This is a genomic window from Sinimarinibacterium flocculans (assembly GCF_003201205.1).
Classification (GTDB): Bacteria; Pseudomonadota; Gammaproteobacteria; order Nevskiales; family Nevskiaceae; genus Solimonas; species Solimonas flocculans.
The window spans coordinates 68,170-92,948 of record NZ_QICN01000003.1 but is presented as its reverse complement, the minus strand read 5'-3'; the positions used below and the strand labels follow the sequence as shown (position 1 = coordinate 92,948).

The 24,779-nt window shown below is 68.7% G+C and carries 25 protein-coding genes; 15 read left to right on the top strand and 10 right to left on the bottom strand.

Translation table 11 applies throughout. The features are described from left to right. Nucleotides 1–25: 25 nt before the first annotated feature. Nucleotides 26–877 carry a UDP-2,3-diacylglucosamine diphosphatase gene (locus C8D93_RS06920; protein ID WP_110264448.1) on the bottom strand — a complete coding sequence of 284 codons (852 nt, stop codon included), beginning with the start codon at nt 875–877 and terminating at the stop codon, nt 26–28. 188 nt (nt 878–1,065) lie between these two features. Between C8D93_RS06920 and C8D93_RS06915 the strand changes: the two genes are divergently transcribed. The 3 genes from C8D93_RS06915 to C8D93_RS06910 are packed head-to-tail and all read left to right on the top strand — an operon-like array spanning nt 1,066 to nt 2,216. Then, entirely contained in the window at nt 1,066–1,740 is a 675-nt protein-coding gene (locus tag C8D93_RS06915) for a PspA/IM30 family protein (RefSeq protein ID WP_170123938.1), read from the top strand. 7 nt (nt 1,741–1,747) lie between these two features. After that, nucleotides 1,748–1,915, top strand: coding sequence for a hypothetical protein (locus C8D93_RS20625; protein WP_170123937.1), 168 nt, complete (start codon nt 1,748–1,750; stop codon nt 1,913–1,915). Nucleotides 1,916–1,928: 13 nt separating this feature from the next. After that, a complete protein-coding gene (locus tag C8D93_RS06910; RefSeq protein WP_211307241.1) occupies nt 1,929–2,216 on the top strand; it encodes a YiaA/YiaB family inner membrane protein in 288 nt (95 codons plus the stop codon). Between the two features lie 24 nt (nt 2,217–2,240). Here the strand turns inward: C8D93_RS06910 and C8D93_RS06905 are convergent, their stop codons facing one another. Beyond that, a complete protein-coding gene (locus C8D93_RS06905) occupies nt 2,241–2,843 on the bottom strand; it encodes a TetR/AcrR family transcriptional regulator (protein ID WP_110264446.1) in 603 nt (200 codons plus the stop codon). Nucleotides 2,844–2,924: 81 nt separating this feature from the next. Between C8D93_RS06905 and C8D93_RS06900 the strand changes: the two genes are divergently transcribed. Then, the gene (locus C8D93_RS06900; RefSeq protein WP_110264445.1) at nt 2,925–5,276 is read left to right on the top strand and encodes a serine/threonine-protein kinase; all 2,352 of its coding nucleotides are present in this window, start codon (nt 2,925–2,927) and stop codon (nt 5,274–5,276) included. A gap of 6 nt (nt 5,277–5,282) precedes the next feature. Here C8D93_RS06900 and C8D93_RS06895 read toward each other — a convergent pair whose 3' ends face one another. Further along, nucleotides 5,283–7,427: a dihydrolipoyl dehydrogenase family protein gene (locus C8D93_RS06895; RefSeq protein ID WP_110264444.1), complete on the bottom strand. Its 2,145-nt coding sequence runs from the start codon at nt 7,425–7,427 to the stop codon at nt 5,283–5,285. 105 nt (nt 7,428–7,532) lie between these two features. Further along, entirely contained in the window at nt 7,533–8,756 is a 1,224-nt protein-coding gene (locus tag C8D93_RS06890) for a hypothetical protein (protein ID WP_110264443.1), read from the bottom strand. Nucleotides 8,757–9,044: 288 nt separating this feature from the next. Here C8D93_RS06890 and C8D93_RS06885 point away from each other — a divergent pair, with 288 nt between their 5' ends. The 4 genes from C8D93_RS06885 to C8D93_RS06870 all read left to right on the top strand — a co-directional run bounded on the left by C8D93_RS06885 (nt 9,045) and on the right by C8D93_RS06870 (nt 12,177). Next, a complete protein-coding gene (locus tag C8D93_RS06885) occupies nt 9,045–9,263 on the top strand; it encodes a hypothetical protein (protein ID WP_110264442.1) in 219 nt (72 codons plus the stop codon). A gap of 15 nt (nt 9,264–9,278) precedes the next feature. Next, on the top strand, nt 9,279–9,974 hold the full coding sequence (locus tag C8D93_RS06880) for an SIR2 family NAD-dependent protein deacylase (RefSeq protein WP_110264441.1): 696 nt from the start codon (nt 9,279–9,281) through the stop codon (nt 9,972–9,974). A 116-nt stretch (nt 9,975–10,090) separates the two neighbouring features. Then, nucleotides 10,091–11,005: an alpha/beta fold hydrolase gene (locus C8D93_RS06875; protein WP_245903839.1), complete on the top strand. Its 915-nt coding sequence runs from the start codon at nt 10,091–10,093 to the stop codon at nt 11,003–11,005. An 11-nt stretch (nt 11,006–11,016) separates the two neighbouring features. Further along, on the top strand, nt 11,017–12,177 hold the full coding sequence (locus tag C8D93_RS06870; protein WP_380732807.1) for an MFS transporter: 1,161 nt from the start codon (nt 11,017–11,019) through the stop codon (nt 12,175–12,177). Between the two features lie 55 nt (nt 12,178–12,232). On the opposite strand, the gene C8D93_RS20925 is transcribed toward C8D93_RS06870, so the two are convergent. Both C8D93_RS20925 and C8D93_RS06860 read right to left on the bottom strand, forming a co-directional pair. Continuing rightward, nucleotides 12,233–12,646: a hypothetical protein gene (locus tag C8D93_RS20925; protein ID WP_211307240.1), complete on the bottom strand. Its 414-nt coding sequence runs from the start codon at nt 12,644–12,646 to the stop codon at nt 12,233–12,235. A gap of 19 nt (nt 12,647–12,665) precedes the next feature. Then, nucleotides 12,666–12,929 carry a DUF4404 family protein gene (locus tag C8D93_RS06860; RefSeq protein WP_110264438.1) on the bottom strand — a complete coding sequence of 88 codons (264 nt, stop codon included), beginning with the start codon at nt 12,927–12,929 and terminating at the stop codon, nt 12,666–12,668. Nucleotides 12,930–13,081: 152 nt separating this feature from the next. On the opposite strand from C8D93_RS06860, the gene C8D93_RS06855 reads away from it, so the two are divergent. The 3 genes from C8D93_RS06855 to C8D93_RS06845 all read left to right on the top strand — a co-directional run bounded on the left by C8D93_RS06855 (nt 13,082) and on the right by C8D93_RS06845 (nt 14,980). Beyond that, nucleotides 13,082–13,462, top strand: a complete 381-nt coding sequence (locus C8D93_RS06855; RefSeq protein WP_146216535.1) for a hypothetical protein — start codon at nt 13,082–13,084, stop codon at nt 13,460–13,462. A 75-nt stretch (nt 13,463–13,537) separates the two neighbouring features. Beyond that, nucleotides 13,538–14,017, top strand: coding sequence for a cupin domain-containing protein (locus C8D93_RS06850; protein ID WP_110264436.1), 480 nt, complete (start codon nt 13,538–13,540; stop codon nt 14,015–14,017). 51 nt (nt 14,018–14,068) lie between these two features. Beyond that, complete coding sequence (locus C8D93_RS06845) at nt 14,069–14,980, top strand: alpha/beta hydrolase (protein ID WP_110264435.1); 912 nt, start codon at nt 14,069–14,071, stop codon at nt 14,978–14,980. 179 nt (nt 14,981–15,159) lie between these two features. On the opposite strand, the gene C8D93_RS06840 is transcribed toward C8D93_RS06845, so the two are convergent. Then, nucleotides 15,160–15,966: a dienelactone hydrolase family protein gene (locus C8D93_RS06840; protein WP_110264434.1), complete on the bottom strand. Its 807-nt coding sequence runs from the start codon at nt 15,964–15,966 to the stop codon at nt 15,160–15,162. A gap of 64 nt (nt 15,967–16,030) precedes the next feature. Then, nucleotides 16,031–16,822, bottom strand: coding sequence for an acyl-CoA thioesterase (locus C8D93_RS06835; protein ID WP_110264433.1), 792 nt, complete (start codon nt 16,820–16,822; stop codon nt 16,031–16,033). A gap of 202 nt (nt 16,823–17,024) precedes the next feature. Between C8D93_RS06835 and C8D93_RS06830 the strand changes: the two genes are divergently transcribed. The 3 genes from C8D93_RS06830 (at nt 17,025) to C8D93_RS06820 (ending at nt 21,469) form a co-directional block, all read left to right on the top strand. Next, nucleotides 17,025–20,147, top strand: a complete 3,123-nt coding sequence (locus C8D93_RS06830) for a TonB-dependent receptor domain-containing protein (RefSeq protein WP_110264432.1) — start codon at nt 17,025–17,027, stop codon at nt 20,145–20,147. A 71-nt stretch (nt 20,148–20,218) separates the two neighbouring features. Beyond that, nucleotides 20,219–21,178 (top strand): beta-ketoacyl-ACP synthase III, encoded by a 960-nt coding sequence (locus tag C8D93_RS06825; protein WP_110264431.1) that lies wholly within the window; start codon nt 20,219–20,221, stop codon nt 21,176–21,178. Nucleotides 21,179–21,202: 24 nt separating this feature from the next. Further along, a complete protein-coding gene (locus C8D93_RS06820) occupies nt 21,203–21,469 on the top strand; it encodes a hypothetical protein (protein ID WP_110264430.1) in 267 nt (88 codons plus the stop codon). Here C8D93_RS06820 and C8D93_RS06815 read toward each other — a convergent pair. After that, nucleotides 21,466–22,515 carry a GNAT family N-acetyltransferase gene (locus C8D93_RS06815; RefSeq protein WP_110264429.1) on the bottom strand — a complete coding sequence of 350 codons (1,050 nt, stop codon included), beginning with the start codon at nt 22,513–22,515 and terminating at the stop codon, nt 21,466–21,468. The genes C8D93_RS06820 and C8D93_RS06815 overlap by 4 nt on opposite strands. A gap of 20 nt (nt 22,516–22,535) precedes the next feature. On the opposite strand from C8D93_RS06815, the gene C8D93_RS06810 reads away from it, so the two are divergent. Then, complete coding sequence (locus C8D93_RS06810; RefSeq protein ID WP_170123936.1) at nt 22,536–22,973, top strand: SRPBCC family protein; 438 nt, start codon at nt 22,536–22,538, stop codon at nt 22,971–22,973. On the opposite strand, the gene C8D93_RS06805 is transcribed toward C8D93_RS06810, so the two are convergent. Beyond that, complete coding sequence (locus C8D93_RS06805; RefSeq protein WP_110264427.1) at nt 22,970–24,745, bottom strand: DUF885 domain-containing protein; 1,776 nt, start codon at nt 24,743–24,745, stop codon at nt 22,970–22,972. The genes C8D93_RS06810 and C8D93_RS06805 overlap by 4 nt on opposite strands. Between the last annotated feature and the right edge of the window lie 34 nt (nt 24,746–24,779).

Sequence of the window (24,779 nt, the reverse complement as noted above, 5' to 3'; positions counted from 1 at the left end):
CTGTGTCCCGTGCGCAAGCGCGGCGTCAGGCGGCCTTGCGTGCGCCGCTCAGTGGCGTGACCTTCTGAGAGGCCTGGTTCAGATGATCGAGCTGGACCCAGCGCACGACCTGGATGCGGCCGTTCATGTCCTCGGTCAGCGCCGTGCAGGATTCGACCCAGTCGCCGCAGTTGTAGTAGGTCACGCCGCCGATGTCGCGGGCGTCGGCGTGATGGATGTGACCGCAGACCACGCCATCGAAGCCGCGGCGGCGACACTCGCGAGCCAGGGAGTCCTCGAAGGTCGAGACGATGTTCACGGCCGTCTTCACGTGCTGCTTGGCGAAGGCCGACAGCGACCAGTAGCGCATGCCCAGCATCGCACGCGCACGGTTGAACCAGAAGTTGAAGCGCATCGTCCCTTCGTACAAGGCATCGCCGGCCATGGCGATCCAGCGGTGATACCGCGTGATCACGTCGAACAGGTCACCGTGGATGACGAGCAGGCGGCGTCCGTCGGCGGTCTCGTGCACCGCCTCGTTGACCAGCCGGATGTTGCCGATCTCGAGCTTGTAGTCGACGAACTTGCGCAGGAACTCGTCGTGGTTGCCGGTGACGTAGAACACCTTGGTCTGCCGCTTGGCCTTGGTCAGGACCTTGCGGACCACGTTGGTGTGCTCCTGGGGCCAGTACCAGCCGGAGCGCAGTTTCCAGCCATCGATGATGTCGCCGACGAGGTAGAGACGGTCGCAGGTGTGGTGCTTGAGAAAATCGACCAGGTGCTCGGCCTTGCAGCCGGGGGTTCCGAGGTGCACGTCCGAGATCCAGATCGCCCGGTAGTGCGTCTTGCCCTGTTCCTTGCGGCGGTTCGTGGGGCGTCGCTTGCCTGTTGCGCTCATCCGCATGTTCCTGATTTCACTGATCTCATGATCCCGAGCGCGGGTGTGCGGTCGATGACGGTTGCATGAAGATTGTGTGACACGTGCGGAATCCGATGCGCCACCGCTTGACACTGAACGCCGTTCATATAAAGCTGTAGTGAGCGGCGTTCATTACCGTGCTACGAGGAATCATGATGGCAAGTCTGATGGCAAGAATCCGCGAGATGCTCAGCGCGCAGGCCCACCACGGCCTCGACGAGATCGAGGACCCGGACGTCATGGCCCAGCAGGTCCTGCGCGATCTGACTGACGATCTGCAGTCGGCACAGCGCGCACGGGTGGTGGCGATGGGGGCGAAAAAGCGCCTCGAGCAGGAACGTGCGCAACTCATGGAGGACGCCGACGCCTGGGAAGCCAGGGCCGAAGCCCTGCTGCGCGCCGGCGACGAAACGGTCGCTCGCCAGGCGCTGCAACGCGCCGTGGCGTCCCGCGCGCAGGCGCAATCCCTGGAACGTCCGCTGACGTCCGCCGACCAGTCGGTGCAGCGCGTACGGCTGCAGGTCGAGCAACTCAAGCGGGAACTTGTCGAGGCGCAGGCCCGCGCCACGCAGATTCGCGCCAGCCAGCACGCCGCCGACGCCGCGGGAGCAGCGCTGCAGTTTCGTGACCACTACAGCCGCGCGATGGAACGTGCGCAGAAGATGGATCGTCTGGCCCGCCGGGCCGGCGGCCTCGAAGCGGAGGCCGCCGCGGCGGCCGAACTGGTCGAGGAGGCCCAGAGCCTTGAGCGGGACGCCGACCGGGTGACCTCCGCCGCGGAGGTCGAGGCCGCGATGGCGGCGCTCAGGGCTCGCGTGAACGCGGCATCGCCCTCTTCGTGAGCTTGAAATGAATATTGTTCACAACATGGTGGAAAGCGCCCGACACGGCGCACGCGCCCTGCACGGTACGCTGCGCCTGCTGATCGGTACGCTGATCCTCGCGGGTCTGTGCGTGCTGTGTGCCGATGCGCAGGCGCCGGGCCGCTGGTTCGGCGCGTTGATCGCACATTTCTGACAGGAGCCCGATCATGGAGATGCAGTACGACAGCACCCGATTCGATTCCCCGGCCTGGGTGTTCTTCGTCAAGGTGTCCTTCGCTTGCGCGCTGGGCGGCATGCTGTTCGGCGTCGTGATGATGGGTGACGTCCCGATCTGGATGCGCGGCTATCTGGTGCTCGGCACCTTGTTCCTGACCGGCGCCACCTTCACGCTGGCGAAGACGCTCCGGGACCAGTTCGAGGCGGGAAAGCTGATCAACCAGCTCGCGCAGGCACGCACCGAGAAGCTGCTGAAGGAGTACGGCGTGGAGCGGTGAGGCGCCCGGCGGATTGGGAGCGCCTCAGCCGGCGGCGAGTCCCGCGGCGAAGGTCGACACGAGTTCGTCGCTGTAGCGCTCGAAGTCGCGGTTGCCGGCCCACTTGAACTTGCCGCTGACCGCAAGCGCGGCGATGCCGTGGACGCCGCCCCACAGCGTCGCTGCGGTCTGGCGCAGGCGCGCGGGCGGCGCGCCTGGCAGCAGTGGTGCGAGATTGGACTCGACGAGTTCGAACATGCGCTTGATGCGCAGCTCGCCACTGACGCGCGGCTCCATGGCCGGCGGCAGCTGGTGCTCGAACAGCATCCGGAAACGGTGCGGGTGGCGTTGCGCGAACTCGATGTAGGCTGCGGCCAGCGCGCGCAGGCGGGCGAGCGGCTCGTCGATCGCCTCGCTGCGGTCGCGCAGGTGACCGTAGATGGCGTCGGTGGTGCGTTCGTTGATGGTGGCGAGCAGGTCGTCCTGGTTCTGGAAGATCAGGTACAGCTGGCCGACCGTGTAGCCGATGGCATCCGCCACCTTGCGCATCGACAGGCCGCCGAAGCCTTCGCGCACGAGGATCAGCTCCGCGGCGGCGATCGCCATGTCGCGCTGCTGTTCGCGGGAATGCTGGTTGCGTCGGCCCATGGCACATTGTATCGCTGTTCTGAACGTTGTCCGTTTTCACGGGCAGCGGCGCCTGCGCCACTGCAGTAGCATCGCCCGGCCATGTCCGACGACTCCCACGCCGCGCTCCCGCCCCAGATCGGCCCGTTTCGCATCCTGCAGCTGCTCGGCGAGGGCGGCATGGGCCGCGTCTATCTGGCCGAGCAGGACCACCCGCGACGGGAGCTGGCCCTCAAGGTCCTGCGTGCCACGGCCGGGCCCGACGCGCAGCCGCGCTTCGAACGGGAGGCGGAGTTGCTTGCCGGTCTGGAGCACCCGGGCATCGCGCGGATCTACGCCAGCGGTACCGCGCAGACGCCGGCCGGGCCGCTGCCGTATCTCGCCATGGAATACGTCCGCGGCCGCGATCTGATCACTCACGCGCGCGAGCATGCGCTGCCACTGCCGGAGCGCTTGCACCTGCTGGCTGCGGTGTGCCGGGCGGTGCACCACGCCCACACCCAAGGCGTGATCCACCGCGATCTCAAGCCGGCGAACATCCTCGTCGACGATCAGGATCAGCCGAAGATCCTCGACTTCGGCGTCGCGCGCGTTATCGGCCACGAGCAGTTCACGCGGATGACCGCAGCGGGTGAGATTCTCGGCACCCTGCCGTACATGAGCTGGGAGCAGTTGATCGGCGATGCACGCCTCGACGCACGCAGCGATGTCTACGCGCTGGGTGCCGTCGGATACGAACTGCTCTCGGGCGCGCCGCCCTATCCGGGCCTGTCGCAGACCACGCTGCTCGGCGCGATCGAGATCGTGCGCAACAGCGACCCGCCACGTCTGTCGCGCGCGGTACCGTCGGCCGCCGGGGATGTCGAAACCATCGTCATGAAGGCCCTGGCGCGCGAACCGGCCCGGCGCTACGGGTCCGCGGCCGAAATGGCCGCCGACATCGAGCGCCATCTCGCGCATCAGCCGATCACTGCGAGACCGCCGACGGCGCGCTATCTGCTGGGCCTGTTCGTGCGCCGGCATCGCGCGCTGACCGCCGCCGCCGGCATGATGGCGGTGGCGCTGCTTGCGGCCACGGCGGTTTCGCTGCGGTTCGCGTGGTCGGAGGCGCGCGCACGCGCCGAGGCCGAGGAGCGCTCGGCGGAGCTTGCCGCCGTCAACGACTTCCTGCGCGACATGTTTGCGGCGGCCGACCCGGAACGCGCACTCGGCGAACGTCTGACGGTACGCGACGTGCTCGATGTCGCCAGCGGCGAGATTGAGGCCGATCCGTCGCTGCCGGCAGCGGTGCAGGCACAGTTGCAGCGCACGCTGGGCAATACCTACGTCAGCCTCGGGCTGGCAGCGCGCGGGCTCGAACTGCTGGAGGCTGCCGCCGGCGCCACGCGCGATCCGGAGACCCGCGACCGCCTGCGGCTGGAGCAGGCGCAGGCGCTGAAGGCAGCGGGCCGCGAAGCGGAGGCGCGTGCGCAGCTCGAGGAATGGCTGCCGCAACTGACCGCCGCCGGTGCGCCGGCACGGCGATTGCGCCTGGCTGCGGAAACCGAACTCACGGAGATCCTTGCGCTGCAGGGCTATCCGGATCAGGCCGAGGCGCAGTTGCGGCAGACCCTGCCCGAGGCCGAGTCCGCCCTCGGCACGCACGATGACGTCACGCTGCAGGCAGGCTACAACCTCGCACTGACCCTGCATCACCTGACCCGCTACGACGAGTCCGCCGAACAGGCGCAGCAGGTGATCGAGCGGCTGCGGTCGCGCTACGGCGCGGGCCATCCGCGCGTGCAGCTCGCGCGGGACGTCATCGCCCTGAACTACCGCGAGCAGGCGCGCTATGCCGAGGCCGAGGCGATCTATCGCGAGACGGTCGCCACCCGCCAGCGCGTGCTCGGCGAGGATCATCCGCAGACGCGCGCCGCGGAGGTGAGTCTCGCCGCGATCCTCGCGCTCGACGGCCGCGCCGGCGAGGCGGCGTCGGTGGCACGCGTGGCCCATGAAAGTCTGCGGCGTCAGCTGGGCGAGGACGCAGAGCTGACGCGCAACGTCGCCTCGCTGCGGGCCTACACCGTCAGCGAGACCGGCGAATGGACGGAGGCGGCCGACATCTACCGTGGCCTGATCGCCCAGGCCGAGGCGAATCCCGACGGTCCCACGGTCACCGATCTGCCGGACTACAACAATCTCGGCAATGCCCTGAAGCATCTCTCCCGCTACGACGAGTCGGTCGCGGTGTTCGAGACGCTACTCCGGCATGCCGAGCCGCTGGTCGGTACCGACCATCTGCACTACGCGCTGTTCCAGATGAACTATGCCGACGGGCTGGTGCACCTGGGTCGCACGGCGGCGGCGCGCGCCGCCTACGAGCATTCGATTCCGGTACTGCGTCGCGATCTGGGCGACGAGCACCCGCGCACGCAAAAGGCGATCACCGCACTGGCCGCGCTGCAGACGCGCTGAGCGCGATCAGCCGCGCCGCCAGCGGTGCCAGCGCTCGACCCAGCGCAGCAGCCGTTCCGGTTTATGGGCCTGCTTCCAGCGGCCGGCAGCGTACTTGTTGGCCTCCGCCAGCGTCGGATAGATGTGGATCGTGCCGAGAATCTTGTTCAGGCCGATGCCGTGGCGCATCGCCAGCACGTATTCGGCGATCAGCTCGCCGGCGTGCTCACCGACGATAGTGACGCCGAGGATGCGGTCCTTCTCCGGGACCGTCAGCACCTTGACCATGCCATGTGCCTCGCCATCGGCGATCGCACGATCGAGATCGTCGAGGCCGTAGGTCGTGACTTCGTGGGCAATGCCCTTTTCGCGCGCCTCGGTTTCGTTGAGGCCCACGCGGGCCACCTCGGGCTCGGTGAAGGTCGCCCAGGGAATCACGCGGTAATCGACGCGGAAGCGGCCTCCGCGCAAGGCCAGCAGCGGTCCGAAGAGGCTGTTGACCGCGGCGTACCAGGCCATGTGCGAGGCCGTGTGCGTGAACTGGTAGGGGCCCGCGACGTCGCCGCAGGCCCAGATGTTGGGAAAACTGGTCTGCAGGTACTCGTTGACCTCGAGCGTGCGGCCGGTCCTGACGCCGAGTTCCTCCAGGCCGTAGCCGCCGAGGCGGGAGACGCGCCCCACGGCGACCAGAATCTCGTCGAAGCCGACGCGCAGCGGCCCGTCGTCCGCTTCGCAGACCAGCCACTTCTGACCGTTCTCGATCACCACCGACGTGGCCCTGGTGCCGACGCGTACGTCGATGCCCTCGGCGGCGAAGCGGGCCTGGACAGTGGCGGAAATCTCCGGGTCCTCGCGCATCATCAGCCGCGGCAGCATCTCCACCTGTGTGACCTTGCTGCCAAGACGCGCGAAGGCCTGCGCCAGTTCACAGCCGATCGGCCCGCCACCGAGCACGACCAGTCGTGCCGGCAGCTCGCGCAGGTCCCAGAGGTCTTCGGACGTGCGGTACCCGGCTTCCCGGAGTCCCGGTATCGGCGGCACGAGCGGTTCGGCGCCGGTGGCGATGACGATGTCGCGCGCGGTCAGGCGCCGGCCGTCGACGTCGACCGTCCACGGGTCCACGAGGCGCGCGCGACCTTTTATGCACTCGACGCCGAGCCCGGTGTAGCGCTCGATGGAGTCGTGGGGTTCGATCGCGCGGACGACCTCCTGCACGCGCTCCATCACCTGCGCGAATACCGGGCGCGCGTCCACCGGCGCGAGGCCGAACTCCTCGGCGCGGCGCATCTGGGCCGCCAGCTTCGCCGAGCGGATCAATGCCTTGGACGGCACGCAACCCGTGTTCAGGCAGTCACCGCCCATGCGATGCCGTTCGATCAGCGTGACCCGTGCTCTGACCGTTGCCGCGATCAGCGCGCTGACGAGCCCGGCCGAGCCGGCGCCGATGACGATGAGGTTGCGGTCGAAGTGTCGGGGCCGACGGTAAGGGGCATAGACGCGGCGCGCACGGACGAGATCGACGAGCCTGCGCGCGATCAGCGGGAACAGGCCCAGCAGTACGAAGGCGCCGAGCAGTCCCGGCGAGAGGATGCCGCCGACCGACTCGAGTTGCGCGAGCTGGGTGCCGGCATTCACGTAGACCGCGGTGCCGGCGAGCATGCCGATCTGCGAGATCCAGTAGAACGTCCACACGCGGATGCGCGTCAGCCCCATCAGCAGATTGATGACGAAGAACGGGAACAACGGCACCAGCCGCAGCGTGAACAGGTAGAAGGCGCCGTCGCGTTCGATGCCGGCGTTGATGGCGCGCAGACGCTCCGCATAGCGCCGCTGGACCGCCTCACCGGCGACGAAGCGTGCAACCAGCATGGCCAGTGTCGCACCGATGCTCGATGCGAAGGACGCCAGCACCAGTCCCCAGCCCAGTCCGAAGATCGCGCCGGCGGCCAGCGTCAGGATTGCCGCGCCCGGCAGCGACAAGGCGGTGACGGCGACATAGATCGCCACGAACGCGAGGCTCGCGGTCAACGGCTGCGCGTCGCGCCACGCCAGGATGACCTCCCGCTGCGCCTTGAGCGCATCGAGCGACAGGTACCGGCCGAGATCGAACGCGAACCAGGCCGCGACCAGTGCGGCGACCGCGGCGAGGACCAGCAGTCTGGCCGGTTTCATGGGGGTGCCCGATGAGTGTGCCCGCCGCGGATTGTGAGCCGTGCCAAACGAACGGGCCACCCCGCCGTTGAGCGGGGTGGCCCGGGGAGAACCGCCTGGAGGCGATCAGCCGCCGTTGCCGCAGAGCACCGACAGCAGCGGCAAGCCGGCGAAGGGGCACTCGCTTCCGCCCAGACCGCCGCCGCCGATGCCGCCGGCGAGCGAACCGATCACGGTCTCGACGATGTCGAGCACCGGGGCCAGCGGATTGCCGGGGTCACCGCTGCCGACGCCGGCGAGGGCATCGGTCAGGGGCCCGAGCAGGGCCGGCAGCAACTCGTTCTCGATCGGGTCGAGCAGCGGGTCGAGGGCACCCCCCAGCGTGTTCGCGAGCACCGGCGTGCTGACCGTGCCGACGGTCTGCCCGAGCAGCGCGGCGAGCTGCGCGGCTCCGCCTTCGATCTGGCTGCTGATCAGACCCGGCTGTCCGGCCTGTGCCTCGAAGTCGCGTACCGGCACGACGTTGGTCAGCAGATTGACCAGGGTGTTCTCCAACAGCACCTGCAAACCGTTGCCGGTGGCGACGCCGTCGTAGGCCAGCGCGGCTTCGAGCAGGGCGGCGGTGTCGTCGAGTGCCGTCGACAACGTCGTCAGCGCGGCGCCGGCCACCGGTGCCTCATAGGCCTCGGCGGGGACCTGGGCGAGGCCGCTCTGCAAGGCCAGGTTGAGCTGCGAGATGGCAGCGGCCACCGTCGTCAGCTGCAGGTCCTGACCGGCATTGCCGCTGCCGTTCACCACCGACGCGATCTGGTCGAGCACGGGGCCCAGTGCGGCTCCGAGCGGCGCCAGCGGTGTGCCCTCGAGCGGATTGACCCCGGAGTCGATGCGATCGAGGGCGAGGATGTCGGCCGTGCAGCCCTCACCGAGACCGGCCAGCGATTCGAGCAGCTGGGTCAGGTTGGCGGCCAGCGAGCCGAGCGCGGCAGTGAGTGCGGCCGGGTCGGGGTTGAGCGGCGTGCCGCCGCCGCTGAGCAGGGTGGCCTGCAACTGTGCGAGCACGGTGTCGCCGAGGTCGAGCACGTTGTAGGTGACGGTCTCGTCGGCGCACTGGATCACGCCTTCGAGCGGCGTGCCGGCAGCGGCGTCGGCCAGCGGGCCGAACACGCCCGAGCTGACCTGATCCTGGACCGGGTCGAGCGGGCCGGCGACACGGGAGACGACGATGTAGTCGGTGCCGGTGCCTTCGGGGGGTGGCGGGGTGTTGTCGCCTCCGCCCCCGCCGCCTCCGCCACAGGCACCGAGCAACAGGCCGGCGCCGGCGATTGCGGCGGTCGCAAACTTCTGGGACATGGTGAACTCCTCGTAGGTGATGCGTTGTAGGGTGCTGCGTCGGTGAATCGACTCTACGAGGGACAGGGCGTAGGACGATTGCCATCGCCTGCGAACGGCATCGACGGGCGCATCAGTGGTCGATTGCGTCGACGTCAAGGCCGCTGGTCGCCGGCGAAAGGCGGCCTGTCGGCCACACCCGGGGAACCGCCGACGGACGCGCCTTGCGCGTCGTCGGGCAGAACCCGACACGGTGCCCCCGGCCATCGCTGGCTACACTAGGGGCCGGAACCGGGGCGAGGGGTCGTCATGGATGTGTTCACGATGGTGGTGCTCATCGTGCTGATCGTGTCGGTCGGCACGGCCGCACAGAAGTACATCAAGACGCGAGGGCAGTCGGAGCGCGGATCGAGCGCGCAGGACGCGCGGATCGCGAAGCTGGAGGAGCGGGTCCGGGCGCTGGAGACGGTGGTCACCGACCACGGCTTCGACCTCAAGCGCGAACTGCGCGAGCTGGAGCGCGGCTGAGGGCAGAGGGACCGCATGATCGCGCTGTCGGACTACGCGCGGGTCGTCGTCTTCACCGGGGCAGGCATGTCGGCCGAGAGCGGCGTGCCGACCTACCGCGGGCGCGGCGGCATCTGGCAGCAGTACGACTACGAGGACTACGCCTGCGAATCGGCGTTCCGCCGCCATCCGCAGCGGGTTCTCGATTTTCACGAACTGCGTCGCGAACAGGTGCTCGGCTGCGAGCCGCACGCCGGTCACGCCCATCTGGCGTCGCTGCAGCGCACGCATCCGTCGCTGTCGATCGTCACCCAGAACATCGACGGCATGCACCAGCGTGCCGGTGGCGCCGTCGCGGCGGAACTGCATGGCAGCCTCTGGCGCCTGCGCTGTGCGCAGCACGGCGTCGTCGAGGACGCCGCCGCCGGACGCTTCGTCCGACGCGACTGCACCCAGTGCGGCAGGCCGCTGCGGCCCGACATCACCTGGTTCGGCGACATGATCGACGAGGCGGTGTTCGCGCAGGCGCGTGCGCTGATCGAGATGTGCAGCTTGTTCGTCTGCATCGGCACATCGGCCGTCGTCTGGCCGGCGGCCGGCCTGATTCCCTTCGACGTTCGCCAACGCCCGCATCTGGTCGAGATCAATCCGGAGCCGACCGACGGCTCGGCGCGCTTCGACCGGGTGCTGCGGGCATCGGCCTCGGCGCTGCCGGAACTGCTGGTCCCTTGACCGATCGCGCAGGCACGCCATCGGACCCAGCGCCTGAAGCCGGTGACACGCCAGCCAATGCGGCGCGGGTGGGGGCGCGTGCCAGAATGCGCGCCGGCCTTTCCCGAGCGCTGCGCATGCCCCGCGTCAAGACCAACGGTATCGAGATCGAAGTCGAGTCCTTCGGCCAGGCCCGGGATCCCGCGATCCTGCTGATCATGGGGCTGGGCGGGCAGATGGTGTTGTGGCCCGACGACTTCTGCGAGCGGCTCGCCGGCGCCGGCTATCGCGTCGTGCGCTTCGACAATCGCGACATCGGCCTGTCGACCAAGCTCGACGGGCTCGGCAGGCCGCCGCTGCTGCGCAACGGCATCGCGCACACGCTGCGACTGCCGGTGCGCGCACCATACCGACTCGACGACATGGCACTGGACAGCGTCGGCGTTCTCGATGCGCTCGACATCGAACGGGCACACGTCGTCGGCGTGTCGATGGGGGGCATGATCGCGCAGCTGCTCGCGGCCCGGCACGTCGGCCGCGTCGCCAGCCTGACGTCGATCATGTCGAGCAGCGGACATCGCGCTTTGCCGGGGCCGCGCTTCGACGTGCAGCTGCGCCTGATGAAGCGCCCGGCGCGCCTCGACCGTGAGGGTCTGATCGCACATGGCATGCAGACCTGGCGGATGATCGGCAGCCCGGGCTATCCCGAAACGGAGGCCGATCTGCGCGACAAGGTCGCTCGGCAGATCGACCGCAACGTGCACCCGCAGGGTTTCGTTCGCCAGATCAGCGCGATCATGGCGTCGGGCAGCCGTGCACCGCTGCTGTCCCAGGTGCGCGCGCCGACGCTGATCATCCACGGCAAGGCCGATCCGCTGGTGCCGGTGGCGGCAGCCTACGACCTGAAGAAGCGTCTGCCGCAGGCGCGATTGGAAGTGATCGAAGGCATGGGGCACGACATGCCGCGTGCACTGCTGCCGCGCATCGAGCAGATGATTCTCGAGCACGTCGGCATCAGCGCAGGCGAATCGCAGTCGCGCCGCTCCGCTTGAATGGCATGACCATGCAGCCGGCGTGGCGCATCGTCGCCGCCACCGGTGTCGCGCAGCTGTTGGCCTGGGGCAGCAGCTACTACCTGCTCGCGATCCTCGCGCGGCCGATGGCCGCATCGCTGCAACTGCCGCCGCTATGGGTGTACGCGAGCTTCTCCGCGGCGCTGCTGGTGGCCGCGGCGCTCGGGCCCTGGGTGGGCGCACGGATCGATCGTCATGGCGGCCGTCGCGTACTGCTGGCGTCGAACGGCCTGTTCGCGCTGGCCTTGCTGGTGCTCGCGCTCGCGCAGGATCGGTGGACGCTGCTGGCGGGCTGGCTGTTGATGGGGGCGGCGATGCCGATGGGCCTGTACGACGCCGCGTTCTCGACCATGGTCGGGTTCTACGGGGCGAAGGCGCGTCGCGCCATCGTCGGCATCACGCTGATCGCCGGGTTTGCGAGCACTGTCGGCTGGCCGCTGACCGCGGCGATCGAGGCGCACGCCGGCTGGCGCGCCGCATGCCTGAGCTGGGCGATGCTGCATGTGACGGTGGGCGCGGGGATCCACGCCTGGCTGCTGCCGTCGGCGGCAGCCGCCACCGCGCATGCGGGCGGCAGCGCCTCCGCGCCCGCCGAGGCTGCGGGCGCGCCGCCGGCGCGCACGCTGTGGACCCTGGCGGTGGTGTTCACCGCGAGCGGGTTCGTGTTCGCGTCCATGGCCACGCACCTGCCGCGCGTGCTTGAACTCAGCGGCTGCACGCCGGCGGTCGCCGTGGCGGCCGCGTCTCTAGTCGGTGTCGCGCAGGTGATCGGGCGGGTCGCCGAAGCCGGCTGGCTGTCGCGGCTGCACCCGCTGTGGACGGCGCGCCTGTCCAGCGTGCTGCACCCGCTGGGGGCGACGCTGCTCGGCCTGTTCGGCGCACCGCTGGCCTTCGTGTTTGCCGCGCTGCACGGGGCCGGCGTCGGGATCATGACCATCGTCAAGGGCACACTGCCACTCGCGCTGTTCGGCCCGGCCGGCTTCGGCCGGCGTGCCGGCGTGCTTGAGGCGCCCGCGCGCGTCGCTCAGGCCACTGCGCCGATGGTGTTCGGCGTGCTGCTCGATCGCTGGGGCGACGCCGCCTTGTGGCTGTCCGTCGCCGCCGGCGCCATCGCGGTCGCGGGCGTGTTTAGTCTGCGCTCGCGCGGCTGAACGAAACAAAAAAGCCGTCGGCGAGCGACGGCTTGCGTAGACCGCCGCAGCCCGGTCAGGACTTCTTCGCGGATTTCTTCGTGGCCTTCTTTGCCGCCTTCTTGGCAGGCGCTTTCTTTGCGGCCTTCTTCGTCGTCTTCTTCGCAGCCTTCTTCGCCGGCGCCTTGGCGGGCGTAACTTCGGACTTGAGCAGGTCGAGGAGCTTGTCGACGGCCGAGGCCACCGGCGTGCCCTTCACCGCGCTCTTGAACTGATTGACGCGATCCTCGTGCGACATCACCCAGTTCAGCGCCGCCTCGGCTGCCTTGCTGCGCAGTGCGCCGATCTGCTTCTTGCGCGATGCGGCGGCGGAATCGAGTTTCTTGCGAAACGCCTTGAGTTGCGATTCGAACGCTTGCTTGGCCATGCGACGGACTCCCTTTGCAGTGGAGTTTTGAGCATATGCAGTTTGTGTGCCGCCCGCCAGCATCGGGCAGGCGCGACGGACCTCAGATTCCCATCGAGCTGAGCGTGTCGACGAAGCGACGCAGGAGCGCCGCGGCACGCGGATGATCCGCCTCGAACTCGGTCACTGCTTCCTGCATGCCCTGCTGGAACGACTCCTGCGGTTCGCTAGGGTGATGCTCGTCGAGCTGCGCGTCGATTCTCGCGACCAGCTGCTGCAGGCGCTCGCGACCGGGGGCGTCGGCCGGCAGGCGGTCGAGTTCCTGCCTGAGTTCGTCCACGTGCCGCTGCAACTGCTGTCTGTCCATGTGTTCCGCTCCATCGGATGTGCGACCGCATTCTTGGGGACAGGATCGGGACTGTCCATCGTTCCCCTCGAAGCGGGGATTGGGGCTGCGCCCGGAACCTGCCTAGAATCCGGCGCGCCCGCTTCGGGCGCATTCATGTCGGAGCGTGTGTCATGCAATGGGCAGGCGTTTTGAACTTTCGTGCGGCGCTGCTGGCGTCGGCACTGTACGGTGGCGTTCTCGCAGCAGCGCCGGTAGCGGCCGGTCAGCAGGACTTCACCCTGTACAACGAAACCGGCGTCGACATCTACCAGCTCTACGTGTCGCCGGCGTCGACCGACCAGTGGGAGGAGGACGTGCTCGGCGTCGACGTGCTCGAGGACGGCGATGCGGTCGACATCAGCTTCGACCGCGACGAGGACGCCGACTACTGGGACCTGATGGTGGTCGACGGCGAGGGCAGCAACATCCAGTGGTACCGGCTCAAGCTGACGGAGATCTCCGCGGTGACGCTGCGGATCGACGACGGAGAGGCGATCGCCGAAGTCGAGTAGCGTGGACGGGGAGCCGGGCGACCGGCTCCCCGCCTGCGGTAGGCTGGATGCCGACCGCCAGCGACCACGGGTGCCATGGAACGGACGATTGACTGGGCGAGCCGACTCGACCTCGCCGCGCATGCCGAAGGGGGCTACTTCCGGCGCATCTACACCGATCACCGCTCGCAGGGGCGCGGCGACGATGCCAGGCCCTGGGCGACGTCGATCCACTACCTGTTGACGCGCGATGCGCCGGTCGGCCGGCTGCACCGCAACCGGTCGACGATCCTGCACTACCTGCAGCACGGCGGTCCGGTCGAATACGTGCTGTTGCCGGCGCCCGGCGTGTGCCGGCGCATCGTGCTCGGATACGGCGACGGGCAGGACCTGTTCCTGGCGGTCGACGGCGGTTGCTGGAAGGGATCGCGGCTGACGGGCGATGCCACGCATGCCTTGGTCAGCGAGGTGGTCGTGCCCGGGTTCGACTACGCCGACCACGAATTCATGACTGCGGACGAACTCGGACGCAGCCACGCGGCGTTCGCGGACGGACTGCAGGATCTGGTGCGCTAGCCGCGGGGCGCGGGCATACTTGCCCCGACCGACTGCCGGATCGCACCCAGGATGAAGCTACCAGCCCTTGCCGCCGTGTTCGCGAGCGCGGCGCTCGCGGGTTGCGCCGTGACCGATTCCGGTCCGCCTGGCGGGCCGGTGGATGCCGGAGTGCTCGAGTGGCGCGATCTGCGTCGCCTGCCGCAGCCGGCCCCGGTTCCGCCACTGTCCTACGGCACCGAGCCGCATCAGACGGGCGAGCTCCGGTTGCCGCCGGGTGTTCCCGGACCCTTCCCGGTGCTCGTGCTGGTGCGCGGACTGTGCTGGGAGGCCGCGGTCGACCGCGACTACCTGCGGCCGCTGGCCGACGCGCTCGCCACGCTGGGCGTCGCCACCTGGACCGTCGACTACCGCTCTCCGGAGAACGGCGGCGGCTGGCCGGGGACTTTCCTCGATGTCGCGCGCGCCACCGACCATCTGCGGGTTCTGGCGCAGACCTATCCGCTCGATCTCGGGCGTGTCGTCGTCGCCGGTCACGCGAGCGGTGGTCAGCTTGCGCTGTGGCTGGCGACGCGACGACGGCTCAAGCAGGGCGATGCGCTGTTCATCCGCGACCCGCTCGCGGTGCGCGGCGTGATCGGCCTTGCGGCGATCACGGATCTCGATGCGCAGCGCGATGCCGGCGACGCCGGTTGTGGCGATGCCGTCGATGCGCTGCTCGCCGGCGCGCCCGATGACGCGCTCAAGCGCGTGTCGCCGGCCAGCCTGCTGCCGCTCGGCGTGCCGCAGTGGTTCGTGCATGGCGCCCTCGACACGCGCGTGCCGGAAGCCGAGATCATGGCCTACGTCGAGCGCGCCCGTCGCCGGGGCGACGCGGTGACGGTGGGCATCACCAGCGCCGCAGGGCACTACGAACCGGCCGCGCCCGGCAGCGCCACGTGGATGACGCTGCAACAGGCCGTCATCGATTCGCTGCTGGAGTAGCCGGACCCGTCGACGCCAGGAGCCTGGGCGGTAGGCACCGCGCAGGCGAAGCAAAGCCATTTCGAGACAGGTTTCGCGTTGATTCGAGGCCGATAGCAGGGACTATTGGCCGAGAAGCAGGGCGGAAGATGGCTGAAATGGCGAAGTTGCAGCCGCGCGCGTTCCTGCCGCCCAGGCGCCTAACGCTCGTCGGCGAAGGCTTCGGCGAGAAAGTCGTGCATCGTCGCGAAGGCGCGCCGCGCGACGCGGGCGTCGTACATCGACTTGCCCGGCGTGTTGGCGTCCGGATCGGTGAACGAATGCACGGCACCGCCGTAGCGGACGAGTTGCCAGTCGGCGTCGAGCGCGCGCATCTCCTCGAGGAAGGCGTCCACCTGTTCCTGCGGGACGTAGGGGTCCGCATCGCCATGCAGGGCCAGGATGCGCGCGCGGATCGGCTCGCTCCCGATCGTGCCGGGCAATGACAGGTTGCCGTGCAGCGATACCGCGGCGTCAATGTCCAGACCGGTGCGCGCCAGTTCCAGCGCCGTCGCCCCGCCGAAGCAGAAACCGATTGCGGCGACCTTGGAGACGTCCGCAGGAAGACGCAGCGCCGCGACCTGCCGCACGGCGGTGGCGTGGGCGGCGCCGGCGCGTTCGCGCAGCAGGGCGCGATTGCCGTACAGCGCAGCGACGGCCTTGCCGGCGGCCTCGCCGTCGGCCGGCTGGCGCTCGGCGCCGTACATGTCGGCCACGAAGACGACGTAGCGCTCGCCGGCGACTTCGGCGGCCTGTCGGCGGTTGGCTTCCGTGGTGCCCAGCCAGTTCGGCACCAGCACCACGAGCGGGCGCGCCGTCTTCACGGCATCGTCGTAGTAGAAGAAGCCGCGGTGGGGGTGGCCGTCGATGTCGTAGTCGACGGCCTTCTCGACCACGGCTGCGGACACGGGCATCGCGCTCATCGTGCCGGCGGCCAGCAGCAGGCGTGCAAGAATCTTGAGGGGCATCGGTTTCTCCTGGGACAGGGGGATCGACGGGAGCAGCGCATGCGCCGGCGGGACTGGCGGAACGTCAGCCGAAGACGACGACCGATTGCCGGCTCAGCGCCGCCAAGCGACCGTCCGGCGTCCACATCTGCGCGCTCTGGCCGAGGTAGCCATCGGCGCCGGCCGTGACCTCGGTATCCATGCGCCAGAACGCCTCGGCGGCAAAGTCGGTGCGCTGGTCGAACAGCTCCAGCGTCCAGGTCATCGAGCTGGCCATCACCGGCTTGCGCAGGATCGACAGGCCGGGCGAAGGCACCGTATCGGCCAGGGCGATCAGGTGAGTCTCGTCCATTGGCTGCGGTTCGCGGTGGCGCACGTGAATCCGGGTGTAGGGCTCGGCGCTGCCCTGGAACGGGAAGCCGCCGCGCGTCCAGCGCATGACGAAGTGTCGTGTGAAGGCCGGGGTGACCCCTTCGATGTAGGGGAACTCGCGTTTCGGATCGGCGGCTTCGCCGGGATCGACCGGGGTGGCCGCAACGCTCACGGCGGAGCTGCGATTGCGTCCGAACACGGCGACGACCAGGCACAGGGTCTGGTCGCCATCGACGATGCGGGCCTCGGCATGGACGGTGGAACCGCCGGTCCGCAGGACCTGCGCGCGCAGGTGGACCGTGCCGGCGGGCACGGGTGCGATGAAGGTGGTCTGCAGCGTGCGCAGCGGCAGGTCCGGGGGAACCAGGTCGCGCAGGGCGCGGACGCACATCGACGACTGCAGGCCGCCGAAGGCCGTGCGTCCCTGCAGCCAGTCGTCGCCCAGCGCGATGGACCAGCCGGCATCCGTGCGCTGCAGGCCGGCGAGTAAGTCGGAGTAGATCATGCGGACGCGGTCGAAGCGGGGGGTGGCGGCATGATAGTCGCAACACCGGTTTCTGCCGGCGGCGTTCCGCGATCCGATTCGGGACGGACTGAGGGAAAACCCCGGCGAACGTAAGATTATCCTACGTTAATGTAGGCAATGGCCTACTCGCGGCAAGGGGTTGTCGCGCGGGGACAAAGACTTCGGGGATTGGGAGAGAGGCATGGGGATTCGAGCGCGCGCGGCGCGGTACGCGGCGGCCTGTCTGTTGGTGGGCTCTGCAACGGTCGGGGCTCAGGACGAAGCCGCCGAGGCGACACTGGAAGCCGGAACCGACGCCGAGGTGATCGCCGTCGAGCCCTTGCGCGAGGCTTCGCCGGCGCCCGAGCCGGCGATCGACGATGGCCTGGCGCGGCTCGACACCATCGAGGTCACCGGTTCGCGCATCCGCCGCGCGGACTACGAGACGGCGCAGCCGGTGTTCGTACTCTCGCGCGAGGACATCGAGCGCAGCGGCCTGACCGACATCTCCGAGATCCTGCGCAACATCACCGCGGCGGGCAACAACAGCCTCACGGGTGCGCAGGGGCGCTTCGCACTGACCCAGGGCGAGACCAATCTCGACCTGCGCAACCTCGGCGCCAACCACACGCTGCTGCTGGTCAACGGGCGCCGCTGGGTGACCGGCCTGATCCCGACGCAGACCTCGGTGTCGGACTACAACACGATCCCCACCGCGATCATCGAGCGCGTCGAGATTCTCAAGGACGGCGCTTCGGCGATCTATGGCTCCGATGCCATCGGCGGCGTGGTCAACGTGATCACCCGCAAGGATTTCGATGGCGGCGACCTGTCGTACCACGTCGGGCAGTTCTTCGAGCAGGGCGACGGCACGGCCCAGCAGCTGTCGCTGTCCTGGGGCATGAACCGGCCGCTGACCAACCTGTTCATGAACTTCAGCTACACCGACCAGGCGGAGGCGCCCAACGAGAACCGCTCGTTCACCGCGCGGCCCAGCGCCGGCCCGACGCGCGACAGCATCGTCACGCCCAATGCGCTGCTGCGCTTCGTCGAGCTGGATTCGCGCAACGCCTTGCTCTACGGCTGTCCCAACCTGCAAGCCGGCATCGCCGCCGGCGCGCTGGGCGGCTCGCCGCTCGGCGGCCCGGTGCAGATGACCAGCATGATTCCGGCAGGTCTGGTGCTCTGCGACCTGACCCTCAACCCGGGTGCCGAGGGCGGCGCCGGCAATCCGCTGGACTACCACCAGATCGACCGCAGCAATCCGGACGACGTCTACAACCGCTTCGCCGACGGCACGCTCAAGCAGCCCAACGAGCGCATCGCATTCTTCACCCAGCTGAACCAGCAGGTGTTCGAGCGCATGCACTTCAACTTCGAGGGTCTGTACAACCGGCGCGAGTCGACGAGCGTCGGCCAGAACGCCTACCTCGGCGGCGGCAACCTCGACGGCGGCGCGCTCGGCTATCTCGCCCACATCTCGGCGAGCAATCCGAACAACCCGTTCGCGCAGGACATCGGCTGGGATTCGACCTGCGGCGGGCCGGCCGACGCGGGGGGGGATCCGAACAGCCCGACCTGCACCGGCATCGGCGACGGCAGCGGCGCGTGGGCGATCCGTCGCGGCCCGGGGCTCAACAACCAGAGCTTCTATGCCTCGGTGGAGACGATCCGCGCCGGCGGCGGCTTCAGCGGCGACTTCGACCTGTTCTCGCAGCTGGTGTTCTGGGACGCGGGCTACATCTATTCGCGCAGCCGCATCGAGGAGAACCTGCCGTCGGTGAACTACGAGCTGGCCGGCATCGCGCTGGGCAACTTCGGCACCTGCGACGGCGACTGCGCGCCGCTCAACGTCTTCCAGGGATCGGCCGGCCTCACCCAGGCCGCAATCGACTTCATCCTCACCGACAACTGGCAGCGCAACCGTACGCAGCAGGAGATCGCCTACCTGAACTTCTCCACGGAGCTGCCGGTGCTGGACGGCGTGCTCGCCGGCCCGCTGGCGGTCGCGGTGGGTGGCGAGTTCCGCCGCGAGGAGTTCGAGAGCGAGGTCGACGACTCGCTCCAGCGTGGCCTGGTGCGCATGAACCTGATCAAGCCGCTGGGCGGTCGGACGTATGCGCGCGAGGCGTACATGGAGTTCGGCGTGCCGCTGCTCAAGGACGCACCGCTCGCACAGGCCCTGGATCTCGAACTCGCCGGGCGCTACTCGCACTATCCGCGCATCGGCGCGGTGACGACGGGCAAGGCCGGCCTGCGCTGGCAGCCGGTCAGCGATCTGATGCTGCGCGCGACGTACTCCACCGGCTTCCGCGCACCGAGCATCGGTGAACTGTATCTGGGCGAATCGCAGAGCTACGACCCGCTTAGCGATCCGTGCGCCGATCCGGGCGCGGACCCGACGGCCGACGCCAACTGTTTGCAGGACGGCACGCCGGGCGGCGGATCGGGCAGCAATGTCGCGACGCCCTACGATCTGTGGCAGGGCAATCCGGACCTGGAGCCCGAGCGTTCGCGCAACCTGACCTACGGCCTGATCTTCTCCCCGCGCTGGGTGACCGACCTGAACTTCAGCGTCGACTTCTACAACATCGTCATCGACGACTTCGTCGTCATCGGCCAGGGACAGTTCTTCCTCGACTCCTGCTACAAGACCGAGCAGCGCAACTACTGCGACTACATCCACCGCGATGCCACCGGCACGCTGACCTACATCGACACGCCGTACTTCAACCTCGCGAAGGTCGAGACGGCGGGCGTCGACTTCGGGATCGACTACGCGTTGCCGATGGCGGACTACGGCCGCCTCAAGCTGCGTCTGGAAGCGTCCTACCTCGAGAAGTTCGAGTCGACCGCGCCGCGGCCCGGACAGGAAGACGAGGTGACCAGCGAGGTCGGCACCGTCGATGGCCAGTTCTTCGGTTATCCCCGCTGGAAGGCAGCCGGCTATCTGAGCTGGGAAGTGGAGCGCTTCACGGCAAGCTGGACGACGCGCATGGCCTATCACATGACCGAGCCCTGTGGCGATCTCTTCCCGACGCCTTCGCTCAAGGACCTGGGCCTGTGCAGCAATCCGGACGTCGTCGATGCCGACGGCAACCCGGCGCCGGAGAACCGCCTGCACACGCTGTTCTATCACCATGTGCAGCTGAGCTACGACTTCGCCGACTACGACGCGGAGATCGCAATCGGCGTCAACAACGTCTTCGACCAGGATCCGCGCGTCTCGCGCAGCCTCGCGTCGCTGTACTGGTACAACTACGACCCGAACCACTACGACGCACCGGGCCGCTTCGGCTATCTGAGGGCCGGCTTCCGCTTCTGATCGGGCGCCGGCTCCCTGTCTCCGGCGGTGCGCTCCGCGCGCTGCCGGGGATCGGGTAAGCTGCGCCGCCTATGATCTACTCCCGCATCGCCGGCACCGGCAGCTATCTGCCGGAACGCGTCGTCACCAACCAGGAACTCGAGTCGCGGATTTCCACCAGCGACGAGTGGATCGTCTCGCGCACCGGAATCGAGGCGCGACACGTTGCAGCGGAGGGCGAGCTGACCAGCGATCTCGCGCTCAACGCGGCGAAGAACGCGATGGCCGCTGCCGGCGTGGCGGCCGACGACATCGACCTGATTGTCGTCGCGACGACGACGCCGGACATGGTCTTTCCGTCGACGGCCTGCCTGCTGCAGGCCAAGCTCGGCATCAAGCGCGGCGCGGCCTTCGACGTGCAGGCCGTGTGCACCGGCTTCATCTATGCGTTGGCGACGGCGGACAAGTTCGTCGCCAGCGGCGCGCACAAGTGTGCGCTCGTCGTCGGTGCCGAGGTGTTCTCGCGTCTGCTCGACTGGAATGACCGCCGCACCTGCGTGCTGTTCGGCGACGGCGCCGGCGCCGTCGTGCTCAGGCCGTCCGACGAACCCGGCATCTATTCGAGCCATCTGCACTCGGACGGCAGTTACAGCCACATCCTGCGTGTGGCCAGCGGTATCGCCGAGGGGCAGATTCGCGGCAACCCCTACCTGGAGATGGATGGGCAGGCCGTGTTCAAGCTCGCCGTGCGCGTACTCGACGAGTGCTCGCGCGAGGCGCTGGAACACAACGGCTTCAAGGGCACGGATCTGGACTGGTTCGTGCCGCACCAGGCGAACCTGCGCATCATCAATGCCACTGCCGACAAGATGGGCGTGCCGCGCGAGCGCGTCGTGACGACGGTCGCGCGCCACGGCAACACCTCGGCGGCCTCGGTGCCGCTGGCGCTGGACAAGGCGGTGAGGGACGGACGCATCCAGCCGGGTCATCTGGTGCTGCTCGAGGGCGTCGGCGGCGGCATGACCTGGGGTTCGGTCCTGCTGCGCTTCTGACGGCAGCGGCCAGGATCGTGCACCATGCGCGACATGGCCCAGCTCCTCACCGCCATCGTCGTGCTCGGCACGCTTGCGCTGATCGTCACGCGCATCCGCGCCCGGCAGATTCATTTCCGCTTCGGCGAATGGCCGCTCGGCCAGCAGATCGAGGCGGGCCTCGCCGTCGTGTTCGCGGTGCTTGCGGCGCTCGCGGGTGCCGCCGGCGAGTTCGGCTTCGCGACCTGGCTGGCGCTGATGGCGGCGCTGCTCGTCGCCTTCGCGGTGCTCAGCTGGCCGAAGTCGCCTTAGTCGGCCACTCGATAGGCGCTGTGCGCGGCCAGCGCACGGCACTGTGCGGCGACGTGCGTGCGCTCCTCGGCGTAGAAATCGGCGATCGCGCACGCAAAGCCCGCGTGCGCATACCAGTGGAATGACGGCACGGTGACCGGGTCGAAGCCGCGCAGCAGCTTGTGCTCGCCCTGCACGCCGGCATCGAACACCGTCAGACCGTGGCGGATCGCGTAGTCGATGCCCTGGTAGTAGCACAGCTCGAAGTGCAGCAACTCGTCGTCCACCGACGCGCCCCAGTGCCGGCCGCAGAGTCGGTCACCGTCGACGAAGAAGAAGGCCATCGCCACGATCTCGCCGCCGCGTCGGGCGATGCAGAACGGCATCTTCGGTCCGAACGCCACGGCCCAGTCGCGCAGACAGCCGCTGGCGAGATAGGGTGCTTGGCCGCGCTGGTGGTAGGTGCGCGCATACAGGGCGTAGACCCGATCCCACGCGTCGTCGCCGAGTTCGTCGCCACGCTGCCAGCCGATATCGACACCCTGTTCGCCGACCAGGCGCCGCTCGCGGCGGATGTTCTTCCGGCGCCTGGACGACAGCGCGCCGACGAAGGCGTCGAAGTCGGCGTAGCCGCGGTTGTGCCAGACATAGCGGAGCTGTTCGCGGCGCAGCCAGCCGAGCGCATCGAGGATCGCCGCATCCGGCGCATGCGGATAGAGCACGTGCGCGCCCGAGGCCTTGTGCACCTGCGCCGTCTCGATCAGGGCGTGGGCCAGGGCCGTGCGGCCGGTATCGTCGGTCGCGAGCAACCTTGGCCCCGGGACCGGCGTGTACGGCACGCAGCAGACCAGCTTCGGATAGTAGGCGAGCCGATGCTGGGCGTAGGCCTGCGCGATCTGGAAGTCGAAGACGAACTCGCCCCAGGAGTGCGTCTTCAGATACGCCGGTGCGCACCGGTCCCGTTCCGGCGCGACGACAACGGGCGTCCAGCCGCTGCCGTGGCCGACGCTGCCGTGGCGTTCGAGCGCATCGAGGTAGGCCGGGGAGGTGAACAGATCGACGGACATTCGCTGATAGCATGCGGCAGATGACCACGATCCGTCTCGAACGCCGCATCGCCGCCGCGCCGGCGGCGGTCTACGACCTCGTCACCCGTCCGGCACGCTGGCACGAGTGGCATCCGAGTTCGATCCGCGCCGACGCGCAGGCGATGGAATCGCTCGCCGCCGGCGCCCGCTTCGAGGAGGACATCCGCTCGTCCGGCTTCACCCGGCATCTGCGCTGGACCGTGCGCGAGGCGGAGCCGCCGCAGCGCTGGTGCGCCGAAGCGGTGATGGACGACGGCAGCACGGTGCACCTGCGCTATGAACTGATGGCGGACGGGGATGGCACGCGCTTCGTGCGCACGCTCGACTACCGGCTCGCACTACCCCTGCTGCGCTGGCTCAACGACGTGCTGATGTGGCGCCGTGTGCGCCGCGAATCCAATCGCGCACTCGACAATCTCGTCGCACGCTTCCCCTAGCGGGCCTGCGCGGCTATCCAGCGTTCGATCTTGGCTTCGAGCACGTCGAGCGGCACCGCTCCGTCCTTCAGCACCTCGGCGTGGAAGGCGCGGATGTCGAAGTCGTCGCCGAGCGCGTCCTCGGCCTTCGCGCGCAAGGCCTTGATGCGCAGCTCGCCGATCTTGTACGCGGTCGCCTGGCCGGGAATCGCCATGTAGCGCTCGGCTTCGGCGATGGCCTGGGTTTCGCTCTCGGCGGAGTTGGCGAGCATGTAGTCGATCACCTGCTCGCGCGTCCAGCCCTTGGCATGCAGGCCGGTGTCGACGACCAGGCGGATCGCGCGCCACAGCTCGTTCTGCAGGTAGCCGAAGTACATGTAGGGGTCGGTGTAGACGCCCAGCTCCTTGCCGAGCGACTCGGCGTACAGGCCCCAGCCTTCGATGTAGGCGGTGAAGCTGCCGAAGCGACGGAACGCCGGAATGCCGTCGAGCTCCTGCTGCAGCGCGAGCTGGAAGTGATGGCCGGGAATCGCCTCGTGCAGGAACAGGTCTTCCATGTCCCAGGTCTTGCGCGACGGCAGATCGTAGGTGTTGACGTAGAAGACGCCGGGGCGGCTGCCGTCCTCGCTCGGCCGCATGTACGAGCCGCCGGCCGCCGAGCGTGCGCGGAACGCCTCGACCGGACGGATCTCGAACGGTGCTTTGGGTGTCATCGAGAACAGCTTCGCGGCGCCGGCCTCGACGCGTTCGCGCAGCGCGTTGTAGCGCGCCAGCAGGTCCTCCTCGCTGTCGAACTGGAACTGCGGATCGGTCGTCAGGAACGTGAAGAAGGCCTGCAGGTCGTCGTCGAAGCCCAGCTCGGCGATGACGCGCCGCATCTCGCCGTGGATGCGCGCGACCTCGTCGAGGCCGATGCGATGGATCTGCTCCGGCGTCAGGTCCGTGGTGGTGTAGCGACGCACGTAGTAGGCGTACCAGTCCTCGCCGCCTGGCAGATCGCGCATGCCGTGCGTTTCGCGCGTCTGCGGCAGATGCTCGTCGCGCACGAAGTCGCGCAGGCGCCGGTATGCCGGCATCACCTGCGTGTCGATCGCCTCGGCGTAGGCGGCCTGCAGCCGCTCGCGATCGGTCGGCGGGATCGTGTCGGGCATGTTGGCGACGGGCTGCCAGAACAGGGTCTGCTGCGGGTCGTCGTGAATCAGCGCGTCGAGCTGCGGCAGCACCTTGTCGATCAGCGCCCGCGGCTGCACCAGATCCCTTCCGGCGCCCTCACGCATGTTCACGATCGCCTGATCGAACAGCCCGGGAAGCCGTGCCATGCGCACGAGCCAGGCGTCGTAGTCGGCCACGGTCGCGAACGGCTGTGCCGAGGTGCCCGACCCGAGCTGCGCGAAGATGTTCGCAAAGCTGTAGAACTGGTTCAGCGGGATCAGATGTTCGGGGTATTCCAGACGCTGCAGTTCCTCCTCTCGTGCGCGGACGAAGATGTCGACGCTGAGCCGGTCCTGCGCCGACAGGCCGGCGGTATCGACGCTGCGGATACGCGCCAGCCAGCGCGTGTTGAAGTCGCGTTCGCGGGCCCGGTACGCGTCGGTCAGCCCGTTGGGCAGGCGGTCGTTGAAGCGGGCATCGCCGACGAAGGTCGCCTGCAGCGGATACAGCGTGAGGTACTCGTCCCAGAACTGTGCGAACAGCGGCGCGACATCGGGCGATGGCGCGGGATCGCGCGGCGCGGAAGTGGCGCACGCAGACAGGGCCAGAGCCAGCAGCGGGACGACGTGGCGCAACTTCATCAGGCACTCCAAGGCGGCGGACGGGGCAGGGCAG